Origin of the sequence: Roseovarius sp. D22-M7 (assembly GCF_037083785.1) — a bacterium.
GTDB lineage: Bacteria > Pseudomonadota > Alphaproteobacteria > Rhodobacterales > Rhodobacteraceae > Roseovarius.
This window is the reverse complement of sequence record NZ_JBAPKY010000025.1, coordinates 25,127-37,526: the sequence shown is the minus strand read 5'-3', so window position 1 is coordinate 37,526 and position 12,400 is coordinate 25,127. Positions and strand designations below refer to the sequence as shown.

At 64.7% G+C, this 12,400-nt stretch carries 10 protein-coding genes; 6 read left to right on the top strand and 4 right to left on the bottom strand.

The window, feature by feature from the left end; translation table 11 throughout:
- Positions 1–2: 2 nt before the first annotated feature.
- A complete protein-coding gene (locus V8324_RS12475) occupies positions 3–773 on the bottom strand; it encodes a MipA/OmpV family protein (protein ID WP_336420256.1) in 771 nt (256 codons plus the stop codon).
- 443 nt (positions 774–1,216) lie between these two features.
- Between V8324_RS12475 and V8324_RS12470 the strand changes: the two genes are divergently transcribed.
- From V8324_RS12470 to V8324_RS12445, 6 genes are all read left to right on the top strand, one after another.
- Positions 1,217–3,040, top strand: a complete 1,824-nt coding sequence (locus tag V8324_RS12470; protein ID WP_336420255.1) for an ABC transporter ATP-binding protein — start codon at positions 1,217–1,219, stop codon at positions 3,038–3,040.
- Between the two features lie 411 nt (positions 3,041–3,451).
- Complete coding sequence (locus V8324_RS12465) at positions 3,452–5,056, top strand: aldolase catalytic domain-containing protein (RefSeq protein ID WP_336420254.1); 1,605 nt, start codon at positions 3,452–3,454, stop codon at positions 5,054–5,056.
- Between the two features lie 10 nt (positions 5,057–5,066).
- Positions 5,067–5,771 (top strand): acylneuraminate cytidylyltransferase family protein, encoded by a 705-nt coding sequence (locus V8324_RS12460; RefSeq protein ID WP_336420253.1) that lies wholly within the window; start codon positions 5,067–5,069, stop codon positions 5,769–5,771.
- Between the two features lie 26 nt (positions 5,772–5,797).
- Positions 5,798–6,868 (top strand): hypothetical protein, encoded by a 1,071-nt coding sequence (locus V8324_RS12455; RefSeq protein ID WP_336420252.1) that lies wholly within the window; start codon positions 5,798–5,800, stop codon positions 6,866–6,868.
- A gap of 1 nt (position 6,869) precedes the next feature.
- A complete protein-coding gene (locus tag V8324_RS12450; protein ID WP_336420251.1) occupies positions 6,870–7,538 on the top strand; it encodes an HAD family hydrolase in 669 nt (222 codons plus the stop codon).
- 1 nt (position 7,539) lies between these two features.
- Positions 7,540–8,874: a CDP-glycerol glycerophosphotransferase family protein gene (locus V8324_RS12445; protein ID WP_336420250.1), complete on the top strand. Its 1,335-nt coding sequence runs from the start codon at positions 7,540–7,542 to the stop codon at positions 8,872–8,874.
- A 13-nt stretch (positions 8,875–8,887) separates the two neighbouring features.
- On the opposite strand, the gene V8324_RS12440 is transcribed toward V8324_RS12445, so the two are convergent.
- From V8324_RS12440 to V8324_RS12430, 3 genes are all read right to left on the bottom strand, one after another.
- Positions 8,888–10,399 (bottom strand): bifunctional aminoglycoside phosphotransferase/ATP-binding protein, encoded by a 1,512-nt coding sequence (locus tag V8324_RS12440; RefSeq protein WP_336420249.1) that lies wholly within the window; start codon positions 10,397–10,399, stop codon positions 8,888–8,890.
- Between the two features lie 110 nt (positions 10,400–10,509).
- On the bottom strand, positions 10,510–11,778 hold the full coding sequence (locus V8324_RS12435) for an MgtC/SapB family protein (RefSeq protein ID WP_336420248.1): 1,269 nt from the start codon (positions 11,776–11,778) through the stop codon (positions 10,510–10,512).
- Between the two features lie 129 nt (positions 11,779–11,907).
- Positions 11,908–12,399, bottom strand: a complete 492-nt coding sequence (locus tag V8324_RS12430) for a flavodoxin family protein (protein WP_336420247.1) — start codon at positions 12,397–12,399, stop codon at positions 11,908–11,910.
- Position 12,400: the final 1 nt, after the last annotated feature.

Below are 12,400 nucleotides of genomic sequence, written 5' to 3'. Positions count from 1 at the left end.
CCTCAGAAACGCAGGTTGAAGTAACGTGTCAGCCCCAGCGTCGCGGTCCACTGGTTCTTTGTTCCCTGCTGGACGATGGGCGAATCGGCGGCATCACCGCGCAACCGGTCGTAGCGCACGGTCGCGGTGATGCCCCAGTCGCCGCGGACCGGCTGGTAGGCGCCGATCTCGAACCCGGCGGCGTAGATGGCGCGGCTGGGGGTGAACGCCTCGAATGCCGATCGCGCCGCTTCCGAATCGCTGACCCCGAAATAGGTCCGCATGAAGCGCGAATTGCCAAGCTCCAGCCTCGGCCCGGCATGCAGGATCGCGCCACGCTTGCCGCGAAAGATCGCGTTGACGCCGATCTCGGCCGCGACCGATTCGTGGCCGAAGAAGCCGTAGCGCAGCTCGCCGTAAGCCTGCCAGGTCTCGCGCGTGTGCTGCAGGCCGAGGCCAAGCTCCAGCGCCGCGTCGACGTCATTCAGCCCGGCGAGCTCTTCCTTGCCCTCGCGCTCTGGGATGAACTGCAGCGCCCCGCGATAGAAGGTGCCCGGCGCGAACTCCCTCGGCCCGTCGGGATCGCGCAGTTGAATGCCGCCGATGCGCAAGCCGGTAAAGCCGATGCGCCCGTTGGGCGTGACACGATCGGATTCCGCACCGAAGTAGTCCGGCGAGACCCGGACGCCCCCGTTCAGCGAAAACGCGACCGCCCGGTCCTGCGCATGGCTCGGCTGGCCGGTCACGGCCAACGCGAAAACCGCAGCGACGATGCCGAAGCGAAACAAGGACATTGGAGACCCCTTCAGAAGAACACGATCCGCCGGTTTCGGCGGCCCCTGTATATGAACGCGCGCGCCACGCTTTTCCACGGGCAGCACCGACCCGAGGCGCAGCAGGCGGTGTGTGTTGCCGATAACCCACAACGCGCCTGCCGGCACATCCCGACGAGCGGCCGCCTCGGGGGATACGACGGCTTTGCATCCATCCCATTGATCGCCGGCCCGAATGGTGGCACATCGAAACGGCCTGTTAACGCCTGACCCTTAAAAGGTACTATGATGATACCCATACCTGAGCCGTCAGCGCACGGACGTGGTCAGGACCGGTCGAACCCGCCTGTTCGCTGCGCCGCGGCACAACCCTTGCAGATGCGCTTGGTTTGCTGTGTAGTCGCACGCGTGTGGCGGTGGCGTTGAAAAGGTGTCGGACATGGAATTCTTGAGAGCCCGGGCGCATGATTGATCTCGAAAACTGGAAAAAGGTCTGGGCGCTTCTCGACGCGCACGAAAAGCGCAAGGCCTGGATCACGCTGGGTGTCGTGATCATCGCCGCGCTGACATCGGCGCTGATGGTCAGTTCGATCATGCCCTTCCTGTCGGTCCTGTCGGATCCCGCGCGGATCGAGCAGGTTGCGGCCCTGAAATGGCTTTACGACACGTTCGGATTCACCAGTGAATACAATTTCGTGGTCGCTTTGGGGGTCGCGTCGATCACCGTAATCCTGCTGAGCAGCGTGATCCAGATCGCGAAGGGCTACGTGCTGTCGCGGTTTTCCCTGATGCGGGGGCATTCCATCAGCTTTCGTCTCATGATCGCCTATTTGCGCCAGCCCTACGCCTTTTTCCTCAACCGGCACACCGGCGAGATGACCACCCGGGTCCTGTCGGAAGCACAACAGGTGGTAAACCAGTTCCTTACCCCGGCCGCCGAATTCATCGCGGCGGTCTGCACCGTCGCGGCGATCGTCGGACTGTTGTTATGGGTCAACCCCGTGATCGCGCTGATCGCGTTCGGGGTTCTGGGCGGTATCTACGGCACGATCTATTCGTTAAGCCGGCATGTTCTGAAGCAGTTCGGATACACGCGTGCGCGGGCCAACAGCACCCGGTTTCGCGTCGCCAGCGAGGCATTGAACGGGATCAAGGATATCAAGCTTCTGGGGCGTGAAGGTTCCTATGCCGCGAGATATGCCGTTCCCTCGAAGAAGATGGCGCGGGCGCTGGTATGGGTGCAGGTGCTTGTCCAGGTGCCGCAACTCGCCCTGCAGGCCGTGGCGTTGAGCGGGGTGATCCTGCTTTGCCTCGTGCTGCTCGACCCGCAAGGCTTCGCATCGGGTGCGGCGCTCGGCGGCATCCTGCCGACGCTTGGCGTGTTCGCCTTCGCCGGGCAACGGATGTTGCCGGAACTGTCGAAGCTTTACAGGACGCTTTCGCAACTTCAGGCGGGCGGCGCGGCAGTCGAGGCGGTTTATGACGATCTGATCGACAAGGCCGGATCCGGATCGTTGCCCGCCGCCCCACCGCCCGAGATGGGGCTTTCGCAGGGCCTGATGCTCGAAAATGTCTCTTATCGCTATCCCAATGCCGAGCATGTCGGGCTGAAGGCCATATCGCTCGAGATCCGCGCCCGTGAAAAGATCGGCATCGTCGGAAGCACCGGGGCCGGCAAGACCACCCTCGCGGATCTGATCCTGGGGCTTCTTACGCCCAGCGCCGGCCGTCTTCTTGTGGATGGTGAAGCCTTGACCGACGAGAACATCCGGGCCTGGCAGCAAAGCGTGGGCTACGTCCCGCAGGACATCTTCCTGACCGATGCCAGCATTTCCGAGAACATCGCCCTTGGCGTGCCGCCGCAGGAGATCGACGAGGCCCGCGTGCGCCGTGCGGCTGAAATTGCCCGGATCGACACCTTCGTCCGCGAAGAGCTGCCCGACGGCTATGCCACGACGATCGGCGAGCGGGGGGTGCGGCTGTCGGGCGGCCAGCGACAACGCGTCGGCATCGCCCGAGCGCTTTACCACGACGCCGATCTCATCGTTTTCGACGAGGCGACCTCGGCGCTCGACAACCTGACCGAGCGCGAGGTCATGGCCGCCATCGACGCCCTGCCCGGCGACAAGACGGTGCTGATGATCGCGCATCGGCTGAGCACCGTGCGGCGGTGTGACCGGATCGTCGTGCTCGATCAGGGACGCCTGGTCGGGGTCGGCTCGTGGGACACCCTGATCAAGGAAAACGCGGCGTTCCAGAAGATCGCCAACCTCTCCGAAGTCGCGTGACCTGACGCCCCTCGGATGGGGGTTGCACCGGACGTGGGCGGCGGATTTGGACGCTCGGAAAGGTGCCGGGCGTTCGGGCTGAGGCAGGACGCGGACCGCGACTGGTCCGACCGGTACAGAGCGTTCGCACCGAGCGCACCCAATCCGGCCTTGGGCCGGCAGTCGATTTCCTGACCAACGGACACGCGACGCCGAGGTGGACGGCTGGCGAGACGCGCTTGCAACCGCCGCATGTCCCCGCGCATCGGCCCGCACATCCTCGAACACTTGAGGCACAGCTCTCCGTAGTGGCGAATTCCGGATACAACTAAAAAGTGTTTCAAAAAACTTTAAAACCATATATGATAACGTTAACCTCGAAGTTGGAAAGTGTCGCGAACGCGCGGAAACTATCATCGAAGGCAGGCTTTCATGATGATTCTCGACTGTACTCTCCGCGATGGCGGTTACTACAACGACTGGGATTTCTCCCCGGAGCTCATCAGGGATTATCTGGCTGCCATGAAAGCGGCGCAGGTCAACGTGGTCGAATTGGGGTTCCGCTCTCTCAAGAACCAGGGGTTCACCGGACCATGTGCCTACACGACCGACCAATTCCTGCAGAATCTTGTCATCCCGGAGGGGCTCTTGGTCGCGGTCATGGTCAACGGTGCCGAGCTTTGTACAGAGCTTGGCTGCGAACCGGCCTTGCAGCGGCTTTTCCCCATGCCCGCTGCCGACAGCCCCGTCGATATCGTGCGGTTTGCCTGCCATTTCCATGAGTTGCCACAGGTTCTGCCGGCTGCCGGCTGGCTGGTCGATCGGGGATACCGCGTCGGGCTCAATCTGATGCAGATCGCCGACCGGACGCGGGCCGAGGTGGCGGAGTTCACGCGCCTCGCCGGTGAGTGGCCTGTCGAGGTGGTCTATTTCGCCGACAGCATGGGCGGCATGACCCCCGATGACATCTCCCGGCTGGTCGGCTGGCTGCGCGAGGGATGGGACGGACCGCTCGGCATCCACACGCATGACAACATGGGCCTCGCCCTGTCGAACACCCTGCGCGCGCATGCCGACGGGGTGACATGGCTGGACGCGACGGTTACAGGCATGGGTCGTGGCCCTGGCAATGCCCGAACAGAGGAACTGGTCATCGAGGTCGACGCGCTGAGCGAGAGCAAGGCGAACCTTGTGCCGTTGATGACCCTGATCCGCAAGCATTTCGGCCCGATGAAGGCGCAATATGGGTGGGGCACCAACCCCTATTACTACCTCGCCGGCAAGTACGGGCTGCACCCCACCTACATCCAGAAGATGCAATGCGACGCCCGTTATGACGAGGAAGACGTTCTGGCGGTGATCGATCACCTTCGCACCGAGGGCGGCAAGAGTTTCAGCTTCGACACTCTCGATTACGCGCGACAGTTCTACCGGGAAGACGCGCATGGCAACTGGAACCCAGCCGAGCTCATGGCCGGCCGCGAGGTCCTGATCCTCGGGACCGGCCCGGGTGTCGCCGCGCACCGTCCGGCGCTTGAATCTTTCATCCGCCGCACGCGGCCGCTCGTGATCGCGCTCAACACCCAATCCGCCGTGGCGTCGGATCTGATCGACCTGCGGATTGCCTGTCACCCGTTGCGCCTGCTGGCGGATGCCGAGGATCACGCCAAGCTGCCGCAGCCGCTGATCACCCCCGCCTCGATGCTGTCCGACGATCTGGTGGCGGCCTTCGGCGACAAGCGTATCATGGATTTCGGACTCGGCGTGAAGCCCGGCTGTTTCGAATTCCACGCAACCCATTGCATCGCACCGGCCCCGCTGGTGCTGGCCTACGCACTGGCCGCGGCGACCAGCGGCCGGGCCACGCGGATCCTGATGGCCGGGTTCGACGGCTATCCCGATGGCGACCCGCGCAACGAGGAAACAAGCGAGATCCTCGAGACGTACCGGCGCCATACCGACGAGGACCGGTTGATCGCGATCACCCCGACACGGCACCGGCTAAGGGGCACCAGCATCTACGCACCTACGGTGTAAGGGCCGATACGTGAGCACCTCGGAAACCGCGCCCGTCACCGCCTTCCTGCCCTGTCGCAAGGGCAGCGAGCGTGTCCCGCGCAAGAACATTCGCCCCTTCGGCCCGGCCGCGCATGGCCTCGTCGAGATCAAGCTGGGCCAGTTGCTGGGCTGCGCGGCGATCGACCAGGTTGTGCTGTCGACCAATGACGACGAGATCATCGACTTCGCGCACGGCCTTGCCGCGCCCCGGCTGACCATCCACCGGCGCGCCGAGCACCTGTCCTCCAGCGCCACCAGCACCGACGACCTGGTCGCCCACGCAAGCGACCTTGTCGGCGCGGGCCATATCCTGTGGACGCATGTCACCTCGCCGTTCATCACCGCCGCGCTCTACGCCGAGATCATCGCGGCGTATCGTCTTGCCTTGGACGACGGGTACGACTCGCTGATGACCACGACGCCGTTGCAGGCGTTTCTGTGGACCGAGGACGGACCGCTGAGCTATGACCGCAGCATTGAGAAGTGGCCGCGCACGCAGACGATCCCCCCTGTCCACGAGATCAACAGCGGCGCGTTCCTGGCGCCGGTGGACATCTATGCACGCCATCACGACCGGATCGGCGCACACCCCCGCCTTTACCCGCTCGATCGCCTGACGGCGTTCGATATCGACTGGGAAGCGGATTTCGTGATCGCCGAACAGCTTTTGCTGAAAGATCTTGCATCTGCGTGATGCTGGAAAAGGGCTGACCACGGCTGATGAAAAAACTCATCGTGCATATCGGGTATCCCAAGACGGCAACCAGTACCCTGCAGAAGAACGTCCTCATTCCGTTGCACCGGCAGCGACGTCTGAATTATCTTGGCGAAGAGACGGCTTTCGATATGGGCGCGCTTCATCACGACAGCAAATTCGTGAAGAACATCATTCTCGGCGGGCCGGATGAGTTGACATTCGCGTATTGCGTCCCTTCGGAAACGTTGGAGCATTACCGCGGGAAGGGCATCGATCCCGCCAGACGGCTTGCAAGCAACAAGGGGTTTCTGAGCGCGTTTCTAAAGGAGGAAATGATCAATGTCCTTTCCTTCGAAACCTTGCTCATGCCCTACCGGGCGGTCACGGCCTGGACGGATTTCCCTCGAAAGCTTCATGATGCGCTCCCGACAGACCGGACTGATGTCCAAATCGTCATCACATTTCGAAATCAGGCGGCCCTGATGGAGAGCCTCTTTTTCGAAAAAAGCGCGGGACTTTACCATCGATCAGTGTTTTCGACCCCCAGACAGTTTTACTTCGAGGATGCACCCGGGTCCACTTTGCGCGATGCCGAGCAGGTCAATATCTTCGACTTTCTCACGACGCTCGCGGCATACGAGGATGTTTTCGGGAAGGACAATATCCACGTATTGTTTTACGAAGACATTCTGGAAAGACCAGAGGATTATTTTGATACTTGGGCCAAGCTTCTGGATGTTCCTGCATCCGAAGTTTCCACTTTATTCACGGAACAACCAAAGTCCAGAGTCTCCTCTGCCGGGAAGGACCACTTCAGACTGAGAGTTTCTGCATTCGACTACTTGCTGATTAGCAAACGCGTATCCGGTCGCGCGCCGCGCGGCGACGGAGGTGGAAAATCTTTCGCAATGCGCATTGCTGGCGCCTGCAAGAGGCTTCCCCTCGTCTCGAGATGGAAGGTCGATGTGAAGATACCCAAGCTCACGCAATGCGAGAAAGACGCCATATATCGACATTTCAGGGAGTCGAACGCCGAGGCTGCAAAGATTTACGATCTCGACGCCACGAGACTGAAAGAATACGGGTACTTATGATATGCGGGGCACCGTTGAAACCGCAAGAACCCTGATCTTCGATTGCGACGGGGTCGTGCTCGAGTCCAACCGCCTCAAGACCGAGGCCTTTCGTGTCGCCGCCGCGCCTTATGGCGACGCGGCGGCGGATGCGCTGGTCGCGTATCACGTCGCCAACGGCGGCATCTCGCGATATGTGAAGTTCGCGCATTTTCTCGATCACATCGTGCCCGGGCATGCCCCGTGGCGGGACGGTCCGGGGCTGCAGGCGTTGCTATCGGCCTATGCCGGGGCCGTGCGCGCGGGGCTGCTGTCCTGCGCCGTGGCGGAGGGGCTGGACGCGCTGCGCGCCGCCACATCCCGGGCGCGCTGGATGATCGTATCCGGCGGCGATCAGTCGGAATTGCGCGAGATATTCGCCGCGCGGCAGATCGCCGGGTATTTCGATGCAGGCATCTTCGGCAGTCCCGATACCAAGCACGAGATCCTCGCGCGCGAACTGTCGGCCGGCACCATCCGCCGCCCGGCGTTGTTCCTCGGCGACAGCCGTCTCGATCACGAGGCCGCCACCGGGGCCGGGATCGGTTTCGTGTTCGTCGCCGAGTGGTCGGAATGGGCGGAGGGTGCGATCCTGGCCGAAACGCAAGGTTTTCCCGTGACACCCCGCCTCGCCGATTTGTTGGAGACCTGACATGGCTCTCAAGCCACGCCTGAAGGCCATGGCACAGGCCAGTCTGCCCACACCAGTGACCGAGACCTTGCGCGCGGCGATCCGACGGATACGGCGCCAACGGGCGAAGCTGGGCAAACGGTGGCGGGCGTGGAAGGCACCGCTGCTCCATGCGCGCCTGCTGGCCACGCATCGCGGCGCCCGGCCGATCCGCGTCGCCTTCCTTGTGTCGAACACGGCATCCTGGAAAGTCGGCCCGGTCCTTTCCCGCATGCTGGAGGACGAGGATTTCCAGACGATCGCCGTAATTTGCCCGGTGGTTGCCGGGCAGTTGTCGCATGTCGCGGACCAGACCGCGGAGGCCGTGCGCCGCTATCTTGACATGCAGGGGTTTGCGTATGTCGACCTGACGGGCGTCGATGAGAGCGACGCGAAGGCCGAACTCGACAGGCTCGACCCGCATCTGGTGGTCTTCACGAATCCGCACAGGTTGGTGCCCGAGGCCCTGCACGACGATCTCTTTCGCCAGAGGCTGTCATGCTACGTGCCCTACAGCCACGAGGTCATGCAGTACGGCGACGATCAGGAACAGCACAACCAGGAGTCGCACAACGCATTCTGGAGGATATTCGTGCCCCATGACGCCAGTCGCCGTTGTTATGCCGAGGCGCGCATTCGCGGCGACGCCGGGGTTTCGGTCACCGGATTTCCCGCCTGCGAGCCGCTGATGGAACCGGCCACGGCGCGCGAGCCTTCCCCGTGGCAACCACAGGATCGGGCCAAGGCCCGCGTCGTCTACGCGCCGCACTGGCTGTGGCGGCCGGATATCAAGATGGCGACGATCGACACCTTCGGGGACGCGATGATGCGGATTGCCGATGACTATCGCGAAGATATTCAATGGGCCCTGCGCCCGCACCCGATGTTGCGACCCAAGCTGATGGAGGATCCCGCCTGGGGGCCGGCGCGCACGCAGGCGTTCTTCGATTTCTGGGAACACTCGGAATTTTCGCAGATACACGAAGACGACTACGTGCCGCTGTTTCGCACCTCGGACGCCTTGATCCACGATTCCGGGTCGTTCCTCGCGGAATACTTGTACCTTCGAAAGCCCGTCATGTACCTGATGACGGAGGAGACGGGGGACAAGTATTTCAACTCATTCGGTCGCGCGGCGATCACCGCCTGCGAGGTCGGCCGCAGCGCCGACGAGATCAGACGGTTCCTCGACGACCTGCTTGCGGGGCAAAGCGCGCCGGTCGGTCACAGCGCGTTCTTCAGACAGGAGATCGCGCCGCATCTCGAAACCCCGCCATCGCAAAAGATCTGCGACGAGATCAAGCGCGCAGTCACCTGAGCGGGCGCGCGGATCAGCCGGTCAGCCGCGCAAGCACCGCGTCGCGGCTCTCGTCGATGTCGCCGGTTGTCGAAACGGTATGCCAGCCCGTCGACGCCGGCGCGCGCGCCAGTTGCCCGGCCAGCACATCGGCATCGGCATCCGAGGCGCCGGGATCGCGGGTCTCGATGCGCGCGCGAAGCTCGTCCGGGTCGGCCCGAAGCCAGACACCGTCGAACGGCACGCCAACGGCGCGGGCCGCGGCCTCGATCCGGGCGCGGTCCTCGGCGCGGTCATGGACCGCGTCGGCGATCACGGTGACGCCGTCGGCCAGCAGCCCTTCGGCTCGCTGCGCGATATCCGCGTAGACGCGCGCCGAGACCTCGGGCGCGTAGGCCTCGGACGGCAGGGCCTCGTCGGGGGCTGTGTCGAACATCGCCTTGCGCGTGCGGTCGCTGGCGATCACCCGCGCGCCCGGCGCGGCACCCAGATGTGGGGCGAGCGCACCGGCCAGCGTCGATTTGCCGGACCCGCTGAGCCCACCGACGGTCACCAGCCGCGCAGGGCGTTGCACGAGCATATCTTCGGCAAGGTCGAAATAGGCGCGCGCGCGCTCGGCGAGACGGTGATCTACGCCATCCCCGGTGCTGGCCTGCGTCGCCGTGACATGCGCGCGCACCGCGGCACGCAGCGCCATGAAGAACGGCATCAGGACATAGCCATCCTCGTGACCCGCGCTGTCGCAATAGCGGTTCACGATCTGCGACGCCTCGGCGCAAAGCCCGCGATGCCACAGGTCCATCGCGAGAAAGGCCAGGTCGTAGAGCACATCCACGGTCGCCAGCGCCTCGTTGAACTCCAGGCAATCGAACAGGCGCACCCGGCCTTCGAAAAGGCAGATATTGCGCAGGTGCAGATCGCCGTGACAGCGCCGCACATGGCCCGCCTTCGCCCGCGCGTCGAGCCGGGCTGCGTGGATGTCGAGGGCGCGCCTGAACGCGGTGTCGAGGCGCGCGATCTCGTCTTCGGAAAAGACCGCACCTTGGCGGAAGGCGGCCGCGTTGACGTCAAGCACCGATGCGATGTTGCCCGCGCCGTCGGCGGCCTCGTCAACGGCGGCGCCCGCGTGGAACGCGGTGATCTCGTGTGCCAGCGCATCGAGGTGCCGCGCCGTCAGCGCGCCGCGCTGTGCCATCGCGTCGAAAAGGTCCTCCTGATCGAAGCGGCGCATCTCGACCACCGCATCCAGAAGCGCGCCCGCGCCGTCGAATTCGGGGCCTTCGGTGATCTTATGCACGCCGAGATAAAGCTCGGGCGCGGTGCGGCGGTTGAGGCTGAGTTCGGTCTCGCACGCCGCCAGCCGCTGCGCGGGAGTGGAGAAATCGAGATAGGGCAGGTCCAGGGCGCGCTTCAGCTTGAAGCAGCGATCGCCGATCAGGAAGAGATGCGAGATATGCGTGTCGATCCGCTCGACCGGGCCGGCAGTTCCGAAGCTTGACGGATCGCCAAGGAAAGCGCGAACCGCGTCCTGATCGTCATCTGCCATTCTTTCGTTCCCTTTCGATCTGTGGACCCAATATCGCGCACCCGGCGCCGGTCAGCCTTGATACCGGTCAATCGGGCAAGCCCTCGCAGCACCGCGCCATCGCGGCCCGCTCATGGCGCCGGCTGCAGGAAGAGCGCCAGCGCACCGGCGGCCAGCACCACGACGTAGACGCCGATGACGCGGCCACCAAGGCCAAGCCCCCCAACCACGGCGGCGATCCCGCCCTTCACGGCCGTGTTGACGGCGACGGCGAGGAATATGGCGTTCGCCGCGACGGCGGCGGTCAGATCCGTGCCGGTCATCCGCGCCACCGAGATCGTCAGCGCGTCCACGTCGTTGCTGCCCGACAGCGCGGCGGCCGCATAGATCCCGGCCTCTCCGAACCAGGTGTCGAGGTAATGCGTGCCCAGCACCACCAGTGCGAGGACCGCGCCGAAGGTGACCGCGGTCGTCAGCGCAAGCGGGTTGGGGATGGTCTCCACCTCGGCTTTCCGCGCGGGTTGGCGGGGTCGGGTGACGTGCAACAGCAGCGCGGCGGCAAAACCGACGACGGCCATCGCGGACATCGACGGCGCGAGCGGGGCAAGAAGCGTGGGCTCGAAGATGCTCGCGACGACAAGCACGCGCAGGAACGTCACCGATCCGGCCGCGACGGTGCCGATCGCCGCCAAGGGTCCGAGGGCGGGATCGTCGCGCACCAGGCGCGACAGTGCCAGCGTGGTCGAGGTGGACGAGGCCAGCCCCCCGAACAGCCCGGTGATGACGATCCCCAGTTCGGCGCCGGCCAACCGCATGGCGGCGTATCCGAAGAATGACAGCCCCGCGACGATGACCACGGCCCACCACAGCTCGTACGGGTTCAGCACCGCACCGGGGCCGAAGCCCTCGTTCGGCAGGATCGGCAGGATCACCACCGAGATCAGCGCAAGCTTGACCACGGCGGCCAGTTCGATGCGGCGGATCCGGGCGATCCGGCGATGCAGCACCGGCTTCAGCGACAAGAGCGCAGTGGCGACCACGCCCGTCGCCGCGACCGGCGCCATCTTGGCCAGCATCGCCGCCGCCCCGAGCGCGAACACCAGCAGCAGCGCGACCGCCGTGGTGATCCCGAGATCGTCGGCGGTGCGCAGGCGCGCCCAGTAGCTGATCGCGACGAGCGTCGCCAGGGCGAGGAACCCCAGCCCCAACACCACCGGCGTCATCACCGAGGAAAGCCATCCGATGATCGCGCCCGCAATCGCGGTCAGCGCGAAGGTGCGGATCCCGGCGATCCGGCCGCCTTCGGATGTTTCGCGATTCTTCCAGGCGCGCTCCAGCCCGAAAAGCAGCCCGATCGCCAAGGCGAGACCCAGGCGTCTGAAGATCTCAAGCTCATCCATCAGGTGGGGGTATATGCCGGATTGCGCCGCGATTGCACGCTGGATGTGGGCACGAGGTGGCGCGCGCCCCGGCGCGACCCGTCACTCGAGCGCATCAGGGTTGCCGGAGCCGCGGGCCGCGCGCGCCGGTCATTGGGGCGAACCGGTCCTGGTCTCGTCCAGCTCCGAGAGAAAATCGTCGAGCCTCTGCCCGAGCGCATCGTCGTCCAGGGCCTCCTCGGCCACCTCCAGCGTCGCCAGCGGCGGATGGCCCAGCCGGCGCTCCATCCGTGCCAGCGCCTGCGCCCCGCCGGACCGCGCTTCGGTGCAGAAGAACGCCACCCGGTCGAGCGCGTCGCGGTGCCGGTCGATATAGGCCGTCACCGCGGGCGCGGGCGCCCCGACCCAGACCGGGGTGCCGAGAATCACCAGGTCGAACGCCGCCGGGTCGTGATCCGTGGCCTTGATCGTGCTCGGGTGTCCGATCAGCGCCGCCGCGGCCCCGGTCGCGATCCCCAGCACCCCGTCGCGATCGGCCTGCTCCTCGATCACGGCGGCCGTCGCACCCAGACGGGCGGCGATTGCGGTGGCGACAGTGGCGGTGTGCCCGCCTTGCGAGAAATAGACGACAAGCGTGCTCATA

Bases quoted from the DNA above. Each gene is read 5' to 3' on its own strand.
- V8324_RS12475 (WP_336420256.1), bottom strand. From the start codon at position 773: ATGTCCTTGTTTCGCTTCGGCATCGTCGCTGCGGTTTTCGCGTTGGCC.
- V8324_RS12470 (WP_336420255.1), top strand. From the start codon at position 1,217: ATGATTGATCTCGAAAACTGGAAAAAGGTCTGGGCGCTTCTCGACGCG.
- V8324_RS12465 (WP_336420254.1), top strand. From the start codon at position 3,452: ATGATGATTCTCGACTGTACTCTCCGCGATGGCGGTTACTACAACGAC.
- V8324_RS12455 (WP_336420252.1), top strand. From the start codon at position 5,798: ATGAAAAAACTCATCGTGCATATCGGGTATCCCAAGACGGCAACCAGT.
- V8324_RS12450 (WP_336420251.1), top strand. From the start codon at position 6,870: ATGCGGGGCACCGTTGAAACCGCAAGAACCCTGATCTTCGATTGCGAC.
- V8324_RS12445 (WP_336420250.1), top strand. From the start codon at position 7,540: ATGGCTCTCAAGCCACGCCTGAAGGCCATGGCACAGGCCAGTCTGCCC.
- V8324_RS12440 (WP_336420249.1), bottom strand. From the start codon at position 10,399: ATGGCAGATGACGATCAGGACGCGGTTCGCGCTTTCCTTGGCGATCCG.
- V8324_RS12435 (WP_336420248.1), bottom strand. From the start codon at position 11,778: ATGGATGAGCTTGAGATCTTCAGACGCCTGGGTCTCGCCTTGGCGATC.
- V8324_RS12430 (WP_336420247.1), bottom strand. From the start codon at position 12,399: ATGAGCACGCTTGTCGTCTATTTCTCGCAAGGCGGGCACACCGCCACT.